The organism is Marimonas lutisalis, from assembly GCF_005434965.1.
GTDB classification, from domain to species: Bacteria; Pseudomonadota; Alphaproteobacteria; order Rhodobacterales; family Rhodobacteraceae; genus Marimonas_A; species Marimonas_A lutisalis.
Window position 1 is genome coordinate 714,868 of sequence record NZ_SKCI01000002.1, and the last position, 16,790, is coordinate 731,657.

The window sequence follows — 16,790 nt, forward strand, 5'->3', positions numbered from 1 at the left end:
CTGGCTGATACAGATGATCGGCAACCGGTCATGCAGACGCGGACGGGCACGATGGCGCGAAATGATGAAAAACAGATCGCCTTTTCGGTCAGGGGACTGACCAAGACCTATGGCGAAGGAGCCGCGGCGGTACACGCGCTGCGCGGCGTCGATCTGGATCTGCCGCGCGGCGAGATCGTTGTCCTGCTGGGGCCGTCGGGCAGCGGGAAATCGACCCTTCTGAACATTCTTGGCGGGCTTGACAGCGCCAGTAGTGGAACAGCCAGTTTCGAAGGCCGCGAGTTGCTGGAAATGAGCGATGCGGAACTGACGAGCTACCGGCGTGAGAATATCGGCTTCGTCTTTCAGTTCTACAACCTGATGCCCAGCCTGACGGCCTATGAGAATGTCGAACTGGTGACCGAAATCGCTGATGATCCGTTGGATCCGGGCGAGGCGCTGGAGATTGTCGGGCTGAAGGAACGCACTCATCACTTCCCGTCCGAACTGTCCGGGGGGGAACAACAGCGCGTTGCGATTGCGCGGGCGATAGCCAAGCGGCCAACCGTGCTCTTTTGCGATGAGCCGACAGGAGCGCTGGACAGCACGACGGGACGCGCGGTTCTGCACGTGCTGAAGAACGTGAACGAACAGCTGGGTACGACGGTTCTGATCGTCACCCACGCGGCCGCGACCGCACAGATGGCCGACCGGGTCATCTATTTCGCCGATGGCGCAATCCGCGAGGTCGTCGAGAACGAAACAAAGCTCGACCCGTCGGAGATCGAGTGGTGAGCCCGCTTGACCGCAAACTCCTCCGCGACCTGGCGCGGATGAAGGGGCAGGCGGCGGCCATCGCCGCGGTAATCGGGCTGGGCGTGCTGATGCAGGTGATGATGGGTGGTCTCGTCAACACGCTGGATCAGACCCGTCAGACCTACTATGACCGCTACCGGCTGGCGGATGTCTTCGCCCCGGTCACGCGGGCGCCAGACCGGATGCTGGACCGGGTTGCCCGGATCGACGGTGTTGCCGCCGCCGAGACGCGGGTCACCGGAAGTGCGCTGATCGACATCACAGACAGGGAATTGCCGATCCGGGCGCAGGCGATTTCCATCCCCGATACGGGCGGGCCGCGGCTGAATGATTTCTTCCTGGTCGAGGGGCGCGTGCCAAGCCCGGGCCACCCGAGCGAGATCATGCTTCTGGAGGGATTTGCCGATGCCCGCGCGATCATACCCGGTGAGCGGCTGACGGCCACGATGAACGGGGCAAAGCGAGAGTTCCAGGTTGTCGGCCTGGTGCAGAGCCCCGAGTTTCTCTATACGACTGCGCCGGGCGAACTGGTGCCGGATGACGCGCGATTTGCCGTGATCTGGATGCGCCGTGCCGCGTTGAGCGCGGCGTATGACATGAACGGCGCCTTCAACGAGGTACTGGTCGCGCTGAATCGCGGTGCGAATGTCGAGGTGGTGAAGGCGAAGCTGGATCTGATGTTGGACGCTTTTGGCGCGGCCGGGGCCTATGGACTCGAGCACCAGGCATCGAACCGGTTTGTCAGCGAGGAGATCCGCGGTCTGCGGATATCCGCCACGGTGGTGCCGCCCATCTTCCTCGCGGTCGCGGCGTTCCTGCTCTACATCGTGATTTCGCGGATGGTCCAATCCGAGCGTGAGGAAATCGGTCTTCTTAAGGCGTTTGGTTATACCAGCGCCGAGGTGAGCATCCACTACCTGAAATTCGTGCTGGTTATCGCCATTCTGGGGGCGATTGCGGGGGCCTTGGGCGGCATCATGGCCGGGCGGTGGATGGCGGTATTCTACCAGTATTATTTCAAATTTCCGTTCCTGGTGTTCGAGCTGGACAAAAGCAGTTTCGTCACCGGCTTCGTCGTGTCGATCCTTTCGGCATCGGTCGGTAGCCTGTTCGTTCTGCGCGGTGTGTTCAACCTGACGCCAGCGGTGGCGATGCGTCCGCCGGCGCCGACCGACTACTCGCGCGCGGCAAAGTTCTCGCAGGGGATGCGGCGCTACCTGGATCAGCCCAGCCGCATGGTGCTGCGGCGGTTGCTGCGCCATCCGGGGCGTATGGCGGGATCAGTGATCGGGATTGGCACGGGCATGGCGTTGTCGGTTGCGACGCTGACGATGATGGCGGGTTTCGAACGCGCGGTAGATCTGACCTTTTCGGTGATCGACCGCTCGGACATGGCGCTGACCTTTGTCACGCCGCTGTCGGACCGCGCGGTGATTGATCTCGCCCGCCAGCCGGGCGTCGAACATGCCGAGCCGGTGCGGGTGGTGCCCGTCATCCTGCGCAATGGCGTGCACAGCTATAACGGCGCGATCGAGGGGCGGGTGCAGCAGCCGCAGCTGAACCGGGTGATCGACAAGCGAATATTGCCCATTGAAATGCGGCGTGAAGGGGTCATCCTGGCGGAGCCGCTGGCCGATATCCTGCGCGTCGACGCGGGCGACATGCTGACCGTCGAGGTGCGCGAGGGCCGGCGCCCGGTGCTGGAAATCCCAGTGATCGGGATCGCGCAAACCATGCTGGGCGCACCCGCCTTTATGGAAATCGGGGCGCTGAACCGCGCACTGAAGGAACCCGGACGGGTTTCCGGCGCCTTTCTGAGCGTCGACAGCGCGAAGCGCGACCAGATCGTTGCCGCGATAAAGGACATGCCTGCTGTGGCTGGCGTATCGCAGAAAGAAGATGCGCGGCGTGCCCTGGTCGAGCTGATGAATACCGGGCCTGGCGCGACGCGGTACATCATGACGATCGTCGCGGCGATCATCACCTTCGGCATCGTCTACAACGCCGCGCGCATCGCCCGGGCCGAGCGCACGCGCGACCTGGCAAGCCTGCGGGTGATGGGGTTCACCCGCAACGAGACAGCCTTTGTGCTTCTGGGCGAACTGGCAATCGTCACTCTGGCGGCGCTGCCCATGGGGGTGGGGCTGGGATATTACCTGACCTATCTGATCGTCGAGGGTTTCAGCACCGATATCTACCAGATTCCGGTAGTGTTTTCGCCTTCGGCCTATGGTGCGGCGATTGTCGCCGTGGTGTTGGCGGCGCTGGTCTCGGGTTGGCTGGTGAAACGTGATATTGATCGGGCCGACCTGATTGCGGCCCTGAAAACGAGGGACTGATCCGATGGCACGTAAAAAGCATTCCCGCCCGATATTCACCGCCTTCGTTGCGGTCGTCATCATCGGGGCGCTGGCCTATGCGTTCTGGCCGCGCCCCTTGCTCGTGGATATCGGCACGGTTGCGCGTGGCCCGATGACGGTGACGATCAACGAGGAGGGGCGTACGAAGGTGCACAATGCCTACGTGGTGTCGACGCCGATTGCCGGACGCCTGCTGCGCGTTTCGGTTGAGCCTGGCGATGCTGTCGTGAAGGACGAAACCGTGGTCGCGCGCATGTTGCCGACAAGCCCTTCGGCGCTGGATGTACGTACGCGCGAACAGGCGATGGCCTCGGTCACCGCTGCCGAGGCTGCGCTGCGCGTGGCGCAGGCGGATCTGAACAAGGCGCGGGCCGACAAGGAACTGGCCGAGTCGAATGTCGAGCGCACGCGCAAGCTTTTCGAAAGCGGTATAGCGAGCCAGGCGGCACTTGAGCGCGAAGAGACGGCGGCGCGGCTTGCCCAGGCCAATCTTGATACCGCGCGCGCCGCCATCTCGATGCGGATTGCCGAACTGAAGAACGCCCAGGCACAGTTGATCAGTTTCGATGACCAGGGGTTGGCGCAGGCGCTGGCGCATCAGGTGGAAGATACTATTCCGTTGCGTGCGCCCGCCTCCGGGGTAATCCTGCAGGTCAAACAGGAGAGCGAGACGATCCTTCCAGCGGGGGCACCGATCCTGGAGATCGGAAACGTGCAGGAAGACCTGGAGATCGTGGCAGAACTTCTGAGCACCGATGCGGTTCAGGTGAGCGATGGCGCGCGGGTGATCATCGACAACTGGGGAGGGGACGCCCCCCTGTCTGGCGAGGTGGCCCGGATCGAACCCTGGGGGTTTACCAAGTATTCCGCTCTCGGGGTTGAGGAACAGCGCGTGAAGGTGACAATCCGGTTCACTGACCCACCCGAAACGCGGGCAGGTTTGGGCCATGGTTTCCGCGTTGAAGTGCGCATTGTGGTCTGGGCGGATGAGGATGCTCTGACGGTTCGTGCATCAAGCCTGTACCGTGTCGGCGAGGATTGGGCGGTTTTCGCGGTCGACGAAAACGGACGGGCACAGGAACGCATTGTCGAGGTTTTGGCCAATAATGGCGAAACCGCCGCCATTTCCGACGGTCTGGCCGAGGGAGACAGGATTATTCTGTATCCCTCGGCGGCGCTTTCGAATGGCGCGCGGGTTTCGCAGCGCCACGCCGAAGGCGGCTAGGCGGCAGACAGGCTGTCAAGCGTGGACTGGCCTGCGCGCGGATGCACGAGCGGGCCAAATTCGTCTTCGCTGCCCAGATGCGGGAACAATGACATGTACAGGGTTTTCATGTTCACGCCCATATCGCGCAGCAGCGTCGGACCCGGATGGTAGGTTTCAACTTCAAGCCCAGCAGCGCGAATGATCGCGTGATGCGGCAAGCAAAGATGGTAGAGCGTCACCGGTGCGGGGGGCGTGACTTCAATGACGTTGATGCCATCGACGAAGGCCCGTACCGGGGTCAGAAGCTGGGTTTGCATCGAAATGCCACGCAGTTCCGCAGGACAGCGGAAGAGGCGCGCGCCCGGCCCGCACACCAGATCGGGCATCGGCCTGGAAAGCCCGAAAGTATCGGCCATGATGCGGGTCAGGCGTGTCAATTCAGGGCGTTCCACCGGCGCCGACGGCACCATTGTCATCGACCCGATCCAAGTGACAGGTTTTGCTGTGCCGTCTGCACAAAGCAGGTGATCGCCCGGAACGAGGTCTTCGATTGCGCAGGGCCCGGACGACGTCTGCAGCATCGTGCCACGCGCAAAGGCGGAGAATGCGCCTTCGAAGGTCGCCGTGGCCGGGGCAATGTGCTGCGAGTATCGAACTGACCCGTCTGTCGCGAGAGAGGCGACCTCGTATTTGCGCATGAGAGAGCGGCTGCGCTGAGGCCGGTCAGAGGGACGGGTATCGCGTGCGCGTACCGAGGGAACGGGGTCGGCCGATTTGCGATCGGCCTTGAAGGGGGTCGTCATGTGCATCACCTTTTCGGGTGGTCACATCCGCGTCGGCCCCCACCGACAACGACAGAAGGACTGGTCGATTTTCGTCATGTGAAAATCGCGTGCAATGCCATGACTTGTCAAAAAACGGTCAACACAAGGCCGTGTTGGCGGATCAATTCGCGAAGAATTGACTGAATTGTTTCCCGACGGTGGGCAAGCCCGCCACATTTTGATTCGCAGGAAACGGCGGTCCGGGCCGCCAAACAGGCGACCCGGACCGGATGGTGCATGGGGTAGTTGCTGGTCTCAGGCGGTTTTGGCCTCGCGCGGCGAAGCATTGCGTTTTGTGATGAAGGCCGCGCGTCGCCCACCGCGTTGCCACGGCATTGCGGTGCTTTCCGTCTTTGCAGTCTCGATCACGGAGTTGATCCAACGCGGTTGCTTTTTCATGCCTGTTCTCCTGCCTTTGCCCTTTGGGCTATCGTCCTTTTCCTGATTATTCGCTTCTCATTCGGGCCATCATTGGACCAAGTCGGGGCTTTTGCCGAAATCCATGCAGGCGGTGCACGTAAAAGGTGGCAGACGGGCGGGACTTTAGGAAATTTTCGAAAAACTTCAGGAAACTGCGCGATCCGTGATCAATACCCGGTTTTTGTGCGGATAGTTTCCAGATCGAATTAGGCAAATCGGTGGCACAGGATGCCAAATTCTGCCGGTGTCACAGGCGAATGACCGATATCAATCGTCCATAGTCCGCCTCGCCTGCGTGCGTGGTGCGCCGGTAGCTGAAGAACCGGGCAGGATCGGAATAGGTGCAGTGGCGGGTCCATTCGGCCCGGCCAATGCCCGCGCGACGCAGGCGGAAAAGACCATAGGCAGGCAGATCGAACTGGTACTTGCCGTCGACCCCGTTGATGAAAAAACGGCTGTTTTCGGGATCGTCGTCCATGAAGTTCTCAAAGAACTCCTGGCCGACTTCATAGGCGCGCTGGCTGATCGTCGGGCCGATCGCGGCGGAGGTGGTTTCGCGTTTCGCGCCAAGGGCTTCCATCGCGTCGAGAGTCGCCTCCAACACCCCGGCAAGCGCCCCTTTCCAGCCGGCATGGGCAGCTCCAACGACACCCGAGGCGGCATCGGCGAAGAGCACCGGCTGGCAATCGGCAGTCAAGATCCCAAGGGCGAGGCCCGGTGTGGACGTCACCATCGCATCGGCGCGGGGGCGGGTTGCGGGCACAGAATCCAGTGCAACGACATCAGGAGAATGCACCTGGTGCACGGTAACAAGGTGATCGGGCGCGACGCCGATCTCCTGCGCGACGCGGCTTCGGTTCATCGTCACGGCTTCGGATTGATCCGACGAGCCCGGACCGCAGTTGAGACCTGCGAATATGCCCGAGGAACTTCCCCCTTTGCGGGTGAAGAAGCCATGCACGATCGGGCGCAGACAATCGGAGCGGATGAGTTCCAGCGTCATGGTTCCAGTCCCGGTGGGGGCGTGGCGGTGGATGGATAAAGCCCCAAAACTTTGAAGAGGGTCCCCATTTCCGCGGGATGGGTCAAGCGGCGATGCGCGGCGATATGGGCATCGAGCGCGTCGCCCGCAAGTTTGGCGGCAAGCGCCTGTGCCCGCGCGGTGATGCCGAGACGTTCGAGAAACACGCCCTGCGGGGTGAGGCGCGTGTGGGCCGAGGGGGTGGCGTTGGCCAGGACCTCGAAATCCACATGCGCCGTCAGATCGCATTCGCCCGGGTTTTCCAGGGGGTTGGCGGGTTCATGATTGCGCAGGGCCTGAAACGTGTCGCCCTGGCTGTGCCAATCACCATAGTCGATGATCAAGGCCACTCCGCCGTGCGTTTCGATCCGCGCGCCGATGATTTCGGCGATGGTCGGGGCGGCTGGGCAGATCTCGACCAGGTCGCCATCCTTCGTGTCGTCGAGCCGGTGCGCCAGCAACGGCAGGGGCTGCGGCGGGGCCAGGCCGAAGGCAAGGCCGGTGTCAGAAAGCCCGATACGGCGTTCGGCCCAGCCCGTGCCCTGGCGGACGAACTGACCGATCGGCAGGGCATCGAAAAACTCGTTGGCGATGAGGAAAAGCGGTTCTTCGGGCAGATCGTCGGTGCTGGTTTTCCAGCGGATATCATGGCCTGCGAGTGTGCGGGCCTGGACATCCTGCAAGGCCGCCGACGCTTCGACCAGGTGAAGCTGCGCGGCGTCGAGAAAGCCGGGCACGGCGCGGGTGGCACGCAGGATATCGGCCATCAGCGTGCCGCGGCCCGGGCCGAGTTCGGCCAGGGTAAACGGTGCCGGCGCGCCCTGATCCAGCCAGGATTGCGCAAGGCAAAGCCCCAGAAGTTCACCGAACATCTGGGAGATTTCGGGCGCGGTGGTGAAATCACCGGCAGCGCCCAGCGGATCGCGCGTGGCGTAGTAGCCGAATCGCGGATGAAGCAGGCATTCGGCCATGAAGTCCGACACCGGGATCGGGCCCTGCGCGGCGATAGTGTGGCGCAGAATGGTTTCCAAATCCTTCATGCCACGCGCGACCTGCGCGAGACGGCGATGAGGATGAGGCCGATCGCCAGCATCGGCAGGGACAGAAGCTGGCCCATGGTGACGCCGATGCCGCCCAGATGCAGGGCATATCCCAACGGGTTTTCGGGGGTGATGAACTGGGCGTCAGCCTGGCGGAAATACTCCACGAAAAAGCGCGCGGCGCCGTATCCGGCGAAAAACATGCCGGTGACCAGGCCCGGGCGATGGAACGCACCGCGGCGGTAGGCGAGCCACAAAAGCACGAGGCCCAGGATCAACCCTTCGAGCGCGGCCTCGTAAAGTTGAGAAGGATGGCGGGCGCAAAGCCCCGTTATTTCAGGGCAATCCTGTGCCATCTGGCCGGGAAAGGCGACGCCCCAGGGCATGGTGGTGGGCCGGCCCCAGAGCTCGGCGTTGATGAAGTTGGCGATGCGGCCGAGCATCAGGCCCCAAGGCACGCCGAGGGCGATGAGATCGGCGGCGGAGAGGCGGGGGATGCGGTGGCGGAGGGTGTAGAGGAAGGCGGCGAGAACAACGCCCAGGAAGCCGCCGTGAAACGACATGCCCCCCTGCCAAACCATCAGGATTTCGCCCGGGTTTTCAAGGAAATAGCCTGGGCGATAGAAGAATACATAGCCCAGCCGCCCGCCGAGAATCACCCCGAGGATGATCCAGGTGATCAGGTCGTCGATCTGTTCGGCCGTCAGCGGCGGCGTATTTCCGGGCCAGAGTGCGGGCCGGCGCACGGTGTGCACGGCCAGCCGCCAGGCGATCACGATCCCCAAGATGTAGGCGAGCGCATACCAGCGCAACGCAAATTCTATGCCGAAAAGCGTGAAGGAGAAGAGCTCGGGCGAGATGTTCGGGAAAGGGATCAGGGCGCTCATGGGAATGGTTTTGAGGGCTTGGCGCGGGGGAAGTCAAGGTTGCGGTTTCGCGCTGGCGCCCCCATATAGGAACGCAACGTAACGTGGGGGTTTTCCATGCAGACGCGCAACAAGTTCCTGGACGACATGAGCCAGCTGATGACCAACGCGATGGGCGTGGCGCAAGGCGCGAAGGACGAGGCCGAGACGGCGATGAAATCCTTTGTCGACAGATGGTTGGCCGATCGCGATTTCGTCACCCGCGAGGAATTCGACGCCGTCCGCGCCATGGCCCAGAAGGCCCGCGAGGAGAACGAGGCGCTGAAGGCGCGGATCGCGGCGCTGGAGGAAAAGCTGGGCAAGTAAGGCCCGGGCGTTAACGGTTTTTCATCGGCGAAAACCCGGGGGATGACATGTGTGCACCGCCCGGCTGACATCCGGCTGCCGGGTGATTTGCAGGCGTTTCCAAACAGTTAAGGTTAACGGGGCGCGCGATAGTGATGCGCCTGATCCGTGGGCGCCGCCAAGACGGGGTTGCCGCTGGATGAATGGCACGGGCTTGGCGTGCCACTTGAACGGCATGCGCAAATGGCCATGATGAACGGGTCGGCATTGCTATTTCGCCGAGCCATAGTTCGAGGAGGTCCGCCCATGTTTTCGAGATTGTCCAAACTGCTTTTGCTGTCCCTGCTGGCCGCCGCGAGCTTGTCGCAGCACCTGGCGGCGCAATCCGCCGACAAGGTGAGAACCGACGTGTTGTCGGCGCTGTCGACGCCGCTGCCGATCACCATTATCGGGCCGCTTCTGACCCGCGACGTGGTTGTGACGGAAGAGGATGGCGGATTTCGCGCCACGCTGCAGGAGACCACGCTGATGGGTCTTTTTCCGTTTGGCGAGGTGTCGTTCCGGCTGGAGCCCGCCGGGGATGACAATTACCGCATCAGCGAGCTGAGTTTTTCCACGGAACTGGATTTTCCAGGTATCGGCAGGGTGACGTTCAGCGGTATGGAACTGGATGGCACCTGGTCGGCCAGCCGGCGGTCCTATTCCGAGCTGAAATGGGTGACGAATGACCTGCGGTTCGCACCCGGGCAGGGCGACCAGGGCACGCTGTCGCTGGGCCGTCTGTCCTTCGATGTGATGAAAGAGCCCGACGAGACCGACACCGAAAGCCGCTTCGAGATTTCGGCAAGTGACGTGGCCCTGTTGGGAATGACACCCGAGAACGTGAGCCTGGGCGAAATCCGTGCGTTGCTGGCGGCGAACGGGGAGCGGCCGGTGGATCTCTACTCGGTGATCCGCGAACTGATTATGCTGAGCACGGTGCGCGATGGCGGGGCGCAGCTGAAAACGCTGGGCAGCAGCCTGTTGGGCAACAGTTACGAGACCATCGTGCTGGATGTTTCGGCCAGCGACGTGAGCGTGGTGAACCCGCGCCGCCCGGAGGAGGACTTCTTTCGCGCGGGCGTGCTGGAGGCCAAGGCGGAGCTGAGCGACGTGGCCCCGCGCGATTGGGGCGGGGCGCAGGTTTCGCTGCGGTTCGGTAACGTGGACCAGCGCGGCGCCATCCCCGAAAGTGCGGTCAAGGTCGAGAGCGCGACATTTCGGCTGAGCGGCGGGGAGCTTCCGGTGGCTGACATGGTCGCGGCGTTCATGACATTTGCCGAGCCGCCGCGCGACCGGCCGGTCGCGGTGTCGAGCCTGCTGGACGGTCTGGCGGAGTTCGGCAAGCTGGAATTCGCGAGTGAGGGCAAGGCCTTCTGGATGGAAGTGTTCGACGAGCGGATGCGCGACGGGGAACGCGAAATCACGACCGAGTTCGAGACCGGCTATGACAGCTGGACGCTGAGCCTCGCGCTGGCCGACCTGAACCGCAACGAAGGCAAGGTCACCTTCGGGACCGAATTTTTGGGCGGACGGTTCGTTCCGGGCGAGGATACGCCGGACGAGGTGAGCGGGCATATCCGGGCGTGGTTCCCGGTGGGTCTGCGGCTCACCTCGACAGTGTCGAACCTGAACGAGGCGTTCCTGAAGCAGATGTTCGCGGATGTCTACCTGCGGGATATGCGCGAGCCGGTCGAGCTGATCCTGCCAATGGTGCTTTACGGCGCGGCGACGGTTCTGCAGGTCGACGCGGGCGAGGATTTCTACCAGACCGAGCTGTTCCGGTTGTCGCAGAGCGGCAGCTACAAGGTGTATCCGACAGAGGTGTTCAGCCTGTTGCCCTATGAAGGGGAGGCCACGGTGCAGCTGAGCGGGCTGGAAGGGCTTCTGGCCTATTTCGATGCGACGATGGCCGAGTTGCGGCCGCGCTCGGACGAGGCGGCGGCGCTGTCGGCTGTGAAATCCGGGCTGATCGTGCTGCGCAACCTGGCCGAGGAGGGCGAGGCTGGCAGCTATCGCTGGCAGATCAGCCGCCCCGACGTGACACGCAGCGAGATCGTGCTGAACGGCACGACGCTGCGCTATCCCAACGTGATGGAATACCTGCCGATCCTGCCGTTGGTATTCGGCCTGGGCCGGTTCTGATCGAAAGGGCGCGCGGGCGGTGCCGCCTGCGCCCGTTCATCCCTGCAGTGACAGCACCGAGAACTCGCCCTCGGCGCGGGCCTTGATGGCGAGGGCCGCGGCGTGGCTGGCGGCCGCGGTGGTGAAATAGGGGATCTTGTCGTAAAGCGCGACCGAGCGGATTTCGCGGCTGTCGGCGACGGCGGCAGCGCCTTCGGTGGTGTTCATCACCAGCGCGATCTGGCCGTCTTTCAGCTGATCGACCACGTTGGGACGGCCTTCGTAGACCTTTTTCACCACCTCGCAGGCGATGCCGTGACCTTCGAGGAAGGCCGCCGTGCCGCCGGTGGCGACGATGGAAAAGCCCTGGCCCACCAGCGTCTGCGCCGTTTCGACCAGCATCGGCGTCTTGTCGTCATCCTTGATCGAGAAGAACACCTTGCCGTCCTTGGGCAGGTCGGTGCCCGCGCCCATCTGCGCCTTGAGGAAGGCGAGCGGGAAGGAGCGATCCCAGCCCATGACTTCGCCGGTCGAGCGCATTTCGGGGCCGAGGATGGTATCGACGCCGGGGAAGCGGGCGAAGGGCAGCACCGCCTCTTTCACCGAGAACCACGGCATGTTGGGATCGGCCAGCGTCATCGGGTCGGCATCGGGGAGCGTGCCGGGCTGCGCGTTGGCCGGGTAGGGCGCGCGCGCCGGGAAGTTCTCCATCGGCTCACCGGCCATGAGACGGGCGGCGATCGAGGCGATCGCCGAGTCGGTCGCCTTGGCAACGAAGGGCACGGTGCGCGAGGCGCGCGGGTTCACCTCGATCAGGTAGATCTCGCCATCCTTGATGGCGAACTGAACGTTCATCAGGCCGACGACGTTGAGGGCAAGCGCCAGGGCCTCGGTCTGTTGCTTGACCTCGGCGATCAGATCGTCGGAGAGCGAGTATGGCGGCAGCGAGCAGGCACTGTCGCCCGAGTGCACGCCGGCCTCTTCGATATGCTGCATGATGCCGGCGACATGGACGGTTTTGCCGTCGCAGAGCGCATCGACATCAAGCTCGACCGCGCCGGCGAGGTAGCTGTCGAGCAGCACCGGGCTGTCGCCCGAAACGACCACGGCTTCGGAGATGTAGCGTTCGAGCTGGGCCATGTCGCGGACGATTTCCATGGCGCGGCCACCCAGCACGTAAGACGGGCGGATCACCAGCGGGAAGCCGATATCTTCGGCGATGGCGAGCGCCTGCGCGTCGGTCGAGGCGATGCCGTTCTTGGGCTGCTTGAGGCCCAGCTGGTTGACCAGCGCCTGGAAGCGTTCACGATCTTCGGCCAGGTCAATCGCGTCGGGCGTGGTGCCGAGGATCGGGATGCCTTCGGCTTCGAGCGCGTTGGCGAGTTTCAGGGGCGTCTGGCCACCGAACTGGACGATGACGCCGTGCAGCGTGCCCTTTTCCTGCTCGACGCGCAGGATTTCCATCACGTGCTCGAAGGTGAGCGGCTCGAAATAGAGCCGGTCGGAGGTGTCGTAGTCGGTCGACACCGTTTCTGGGTTGCAGTTGACCATGATGGTTTCATAGCCGGCGTCGGTCAGCGCGAAACAGGCGTGGCAGCAGCAATAGTCGAACTCGATCCCCTGGCCGATGCGGTTGGGACCGCCACCGAGGATGACCACCTTCTTGCGGTCGGAGGGGCGCGCCTCGCATTCGACCTCGTCCATCGCGGGGGCTTCGTAGGTGGAATACATGTAGGGCGTCTGCGCCTCGAACTCGGCGGCGCAGGTGTCGATGCGCTTGAACACGGCGGTCACGCCCGCGGCAATGCGCGCGCGGCGCACGTCGGCCTCTTTGAAACCGGTGAGTTTGGCCAGGCGGGCATCGGTGAAGCCCATCATCTTGAGGTGGCGCAGGCCCTCGGCATCGCGCGGCAGGCCGTTTGCGCGCACGGCGTCCTCGGTCTCGACGATTTCGCGGATGCGGGCAAGGAACCACGGATCGAACATGGTGACGCCGTGAATCTCGTCGTCGCTCAGCCCGTGGCGCATGGCCTGCGCGATGGTGCGCATCCGGTCGGGCGTTTGCTGGCTGATCGCCTTGATCACGGCGGCCTTGTCGGGCGCGCCGGGAATGTTGACCTCGTCAAAGCCGGTGAGGCCGGATTCCATCGAGGCGAGCGCCTTTTGCAGCGACTCGTGAATGGTGCGGCCGATGGCCATCGCCTCGCCCACGGATTTCATCGCGGTGGTCAGGTAGGGCTCTGAACCGGGGAATTTCTCGAACGCGAATTTCGGGATCTTGGTGACGACATAGTCGATGGTCGGCTCGAAGCTTGCGGGCGTCACCTTGGTGATGTCGTTGTCGAGCTCATCCAGCGTATAGCCGATGGCCAGTTTCGCGGCGATCTTGGCGATCGGGAAGCCGGTGGCCTTGGAGGCCAGCGCCGAGGAGCGCGAGACGCGGGGGTTCATCTCGATCACGACCATGCGGCCGTTTTCGGGGTTGATGGCCCATTGCACGTTCGAGCCGCCGGTCTCGACGCCGATTTCACGCAGCACGGCGATCGAGCCGTTGCGCATGATCTGGTATTCCTTGTCCGTCAGCGTCAGCGCCGGCGCGACGGTGATCGAGTCGCCGGTATGAACGCCCATCGGATCCACGTTTTCGATGGAGCAGACGATGATGGCGTTGTCGGCCTTGTCGCGGACGACCTCCATCTCGTATTCCTTCCAGCCCAGCAGGCTTTCATCGACCAGGATCTGCCCCACGGGCGAGGCATCCATGCCCGAGCGGCAGTAATGGATATAGTCGTCGCGGTTATAGGCGACGCCGCCGCCGGTGCCGCCCAAGGTGAAGGCGGGGCGGATGATGGCGGGCAGGCCGATATCTTCGAGCGCGTCGAGCGCCTCGGCAATGCCGGCCTCGAGATCGAAATGACCCTTGTCGTCCTTCGGGGCGGTAACGATGGTGGCGCGGGGGTTCTCGATGCCGAGCCGGTCCATCGCTTCGCGGAAAAGCTTGCGGTCCTCGGCCATCTCGATGGCTTCGCGGTTGGCGCCAATGAGTTCGACCCCGTGCTTTTCCAGAACGCCCATGTCGGCCAGCGCCAGCGAGGTGTTGAGCCCGGTCTGCCCGCCCATGGTGGGGAGGAGCGCGTCAGGCTTTTCCTTTTCGATGATCTTGGCGACGACCTCGGGGGTGATCGGCTCGATATAGGTGGCGTCGGCGAGGCCCGGATCGGTCATGATCGTTGCCGGGTTCGAGTTCACGAGGATGACGCGGTAGCCTTCCTCTTTCAGGGCTTTACACGCCTGCGCGCCGGAATAGTCGAATTCGCAGGCCTGTCCGATGATGATGGGGCCGGCCCCGATGATCATGATCGACTTGATATCGGTTCTTTTCGGCATGTCGCATCCCCGGCAGCATCTGGCGCAAATTGTCGTGGGTTATAGACATCGCGGCCCCATGTGCAAGGGGGTAATCCCGCGCAGGCGCGGGGATACGGAAAGGGAGCGCCGAAACAGCGCCCCCGACCTTGGAAAGCCATACCGTGTTGCGCGTCAGCGCGCGGGCTGAAGATCGCCGAAATGCTCGAACTTGTCGAAAAGCGCGTCGTCGTCATGGGTAAGCGCGCGCTTGTTGTCGGGCTCGGACGGCGACTCGGCCATGGGAAGGACATCGTCGATGACGGTTTCCTCTTCGATCGCGTCCGGGGCGACCTCGGGTTCGGGATCCTGGACGGTGGACACGGCAGGAGCCATCTTGCGGATGTCGGTGAAGTCGTCGAACTCGGTTCCGGCCAGCTCTTGCGACACGGTGGCGCTGGCAATGTCGAAATCGACGACGAGGAAACCCGTTTCCATCGTGCCATTGCCGGTGGTGGCGTCGATCCAGTAGCCCTGACCGGTGCGGGCGAGGAACTCTTCGACCCGCGCGGTCAGTGCCGCGCGCTTGTCGAGCTCGTCGCGGTCGGCATAGTCGCCGGCGACGTCGTACACGATTTGCAGGAACTGCATTTCGTGCGAGGGGATTTCGGCAAAGCCTTTTTCCTGCAGGTCCTCGAGGTGGTCGCGGATGCGTGGCCAGTGTTCGCTGGCATAAAGGCCGGTTTCGGCGGGATGACCCATTTCTCCCACGTCGAGGCGGATGTTGCCATCTTCCTCGGAGATCCAGACATAGGCCATGCCCTTGTCATTGCGGTTGTACAGGCGCAGCGGTTCGGACAGCGGGTTTTTCCTGCCGCCGGTCAGTTTCGAAACCAGGTCCAGCACCGCGAAAAACGGCGCCATGAGCGCGATCATGAGCCCGGAGATGAGACGCATTTCTTGCTTCCTCGGGTGTTTCAACAAAAAAGGTGGGACCGTGAATACCGGAGGCAACGGGCAGAAATGTGGCCAGTGCGTGTTAATTCAGGGCCGCCCGGCCCCTTCGGCAGACCCTTGGCGCGACGCTTTGTGCGCGGCTGCCAGAGTGACCCAGAGAAGCGCCAGGGCGGTGAGGGCGGGCAGCACGGCGGTGGCCATGATCAGGTGGTTGAACACATGTGTGGCCATGAAGAGCGGAAAGCTCGTGGTGGCGATGAATGCGATACTCCACCCCCAGGCGCGGGAGGTGGGCATGATGGTGAAGAGCGCGGGCAGCAGCAAAAGGGGCAGCAGGAAGTAGTGCGCCCAGCTGAGCGGGCCGAAGAGCGCGGTGATCAGTGACAGTGCGATAAGCTGAACGGGGAGCCGCGTGGCATCGGGCATGCGCCGCGTGGTGAGCCACAGCGCGGCAAGCGCGGCGAGAAAGGCGGCGCTGATCAACAGGTTTATCCATGTCGGCGCGGTCGCGGTGAAGACCATCCCCTTGCGCCCTTCGACAACGGGATGACCGTTCAGGATTTCCGAGACCTGGTAGAGCAGCGTTTCCAGCGAGAAATTCACCCGCGTCTGCACGACCATCGCGTCGATTTGTGACAGGCGGTCAAGGAAGGTGGCGTGCAATGGCCAGCCGGCGACGAGGAGCGAGGCAAGCGCCAGCCCCCCCGACACAACCAGTGCGGCGCCCAGCGCGCGCCAGCGGCGGTTCAACACGAAGAGCAGGGCGAACAGGATCGGCGAGAGCTTGATCGCGGCGGCAAGGCCGAGCACCGCGCCGCCCGACAGGTCATGCCCGCGATGCACCAGCACAAAGGCCAGAAGCACCATGGCAAGGATGGTGATCTGCGGCTGGTTGAGCATGAAGGTGTTGAGCGCGGGTGTGCCCGCCCCGAGGATCGCCAGAAGCGCAAGCGCCCAGCCGGGGGAGAGCGGCGTGCGATGCGACAGGTGCCAGCCGAGCCAGGCGGCCAGCAAAGCGGCGGCAATGTGCCAAAGGAACACTGCATGAAAGAAGGCCATCGGATCGGTGCCATGGGTGACCGGGGCCAGAAGCGCGGCCCAGATGGGCGGGTAGACATAGGCGGTGAAGAGGAAATCGGCGGGGCCACCGGCCGCAGTCCAGGCCTGGGCCCAGAGCGCCGGTTGATCGGGGCCGAAAACGTCGGGCGGCGCGGCGAATATCGCCTGTGTCTGCCCGTCGCCCCAGAGCCATCCGGCGAGGTAAAGCGCCGTCAGGTCGAGATGCGGGCCGTTGTAGTAGAGCCGAAGAATCCAGACGGTCCAGAGACCGGCAAGCACGAGAAGAAGGACGGAACGCCGCGTATTTGTCATGATTACTGCCCGAATGGCCGGTTCTCCGGCTTTTCGGGCAGGTTAGAGCATGGGGCGCAATCCGTCCATCGTGCGG

At 63.4% G+C, this 16,790-nt stretch carries 13 protein-coding genes; 5 read left to right on the forward strand and 8 right to left on the reverse strand.

Features of this window, described 5'->3' with window-relative positions; all coding sequences use genetic code 11:
• The first annotated feature begins 51 nt into the window (after nt 1-51).
• The 3 genes from E0501_RS11625 to E0501_RS11635 are packed head-to-tail and all read left to right on the forward strand — an operon-like array spanning nt 52 to nt 4,380.
• Nucleotides 52-774, forward strand: a complete 723-nt coding sequence (locus E0501_RS11625) for an ABC transporter ATP-binding protein (protein WP_137701832.1) — start codon at nt 52-54, stop codon at nt 772-774.
• Complete coding sequence (locus E0501_RS11630) at nt 771-3,134, forward strand: ABC transporter permease (protein WP_235857823.1); 2,364 nt, start codon at nt 771-773, stop codon at nt 3,132-3,134. Before E0501_RS11625 ends, E0501_RS11630 begins: the two co-directional genes overlap by 4 nt.
• Before the next feature lie 4 nt (nt 3,135-3,138).
• The gene (locus tag E0501_RS11635) at nt 3,139-4,380 is read left to right on the forward strand and encodes an efflux RND transporter periplasmic adaptor subunit (RefSeq protein WP_137701516.1); all 1,242 of its coding nucleotides are present in this window, start codon (nt 3,139-3,141) and stop codon (nt 4,378-4,380) included.
• On the opposite strand, the gene E0501_RS11640 is transcribed toward E0501_RS11635, so the two are convergent.
• The 5 genes from E0501_RS11640 to lgt form a co-directional block, all read right to left on the reverse strand.
• Nucleotides 4,377-5,165, reverse strand: coding sequence for a Hint domain-containing protein (locus E0501_RS11640; RefSeq protein ID WP_161594606.1), 789 nt, complete (start codon nt 5,163-5,165; stop codon nt 4,377-4,379). The genes E0501_RS11635 and E0501_RS11640 overlap by 4 nt on opposite strands.
• Before the next feature lie 276 nt (nt 5,166-5,441).
• Nucleotides 5,442-5,585, reverse strand: coding sequence for a hypothetical protein (locus tag E0501_RS21270; protein WP_170222776.1), 144 nt, complete (start codon nt 5,583-5,585; stop codon nt 5,442-5,444).
• Between the two features lie 268 nt (nt 5,586-5,853).
• Nucleotides 5,854-6,609, reverse strand: a complete 756-nt coding sequence (gene pgeF, locus E0501_RS11645; RefSeq protein ID WP_137701518.1) for a peptidoglycan editing factor PgeF — start codon at nt 6,607-6,609, stop codon at nt 5,854-5,856.
• Nucleotides 6,606-7,667 carry a class I SAM-dependent methyltransferase gene (locus E0501_RS11650; protein ID WP_137701519.1) on the reverse strand — a complete coding sequence of 354 codons (1,062 nt, stop codon included), beginning with the start codon at nt 7,665-7,667 and terminating at the stop codon, nt 6,606-6,608. Before E0501_RS11650 ends, pgeF begins: the two co-directional genes overlap by 4 nt.
• Nucleotides 7,664-8,554 carry a prolipoprotein diacylglyceryl transferase gene (lgt, locus tag E0501_RS11655; RefSeq protein ID WP_137701520.1) on the reverse strand — a complete coding sequence of 297 codons (891 nt, stop codon included), beginning with the start codon at nt 8,552-8,554 and terminating at the stop codon, nt 7,664-7,666. Before lgt ends, E0501_RS11650 begins: the two co-directional genes overlap by 4 nt.
• Before the next feature lie 96 nt (nt 8,555-8,650).
• Between lgt and E0501_RS11660 the strand changes: the two genes are divergently transcribed.
• Nucleotides 8,651-8,899, forward strand: coding sequence for an accessory factor UbiK family protein (locus E0501_RS11660; RefSeq protein ID WP_137701521.1), 249 nt, complete (start codon nt 8,651-8,653; stop codon nt 8,897-8,899).
• Between the two features lie 285 nt (nt 8,900-9,184).
• Nucleotides 9,185-11,062: a hypothetical protein gene (locus E0501_RS11665; protein WP_137701522.1), complete on the forward strand. Its 1,878-nt coding sequence runs from the start codon at nt 9,185-9,187 to the stop codon at nt 11,060-11,062.
• Between the two features lie 36 nt (nt 11,063-11,098).
• Here the strand turns inward: E0501_RS11665 and carB are convergent, their stop codons facing one another.
• The 3 genes from carB to E0501_RS11680 form a co-directional block, all read right to left on the reverse strand.
• The gene (gene carB / locus E0501_RS11670; protein WP_137701523.1) at nt 11,099-14,428 is read right to left on the reverse strand and encodes a carbamoyl-phosphate synthase large subunit; all 3,330 of its coding nucleotides are present in this window, start codon (nt 14,426-14,428) and stop codon (nt 11,099-11,101) included.
• 153 nt (nt 14,429-14,581) lie between these two features.
• Nucleotides 14,582-15,343 carry a hypothetical protein gene (locus E0501_RS11675; protein WP_137701524.1) on the reverse strand — a complete coding sequence of 254 codons (762 nt, stop codon included), beginning with the start codon at nt 15,341-15,343 and terminating at the stop codon, nt 14,582-14,584.
• An 87-nt stretch (nt 15,344-15,430) separates the two neighbouring features.
• The gene (locus tag E0501_RS11680) at nt 15,431-16,714 is read right to left on the reverse strand and encodes a glycosyltransferase family 87 protein (RefSeq protein ID WP_137701525.1); all 1,284 of its coding nucleotides are present in this window, start codon (nt 16,712-16,714) and stop codon (nt 15,431-15,433) included.
• Nucleotides 16,715-16,790: the final 76 nt, after the last annotated feature.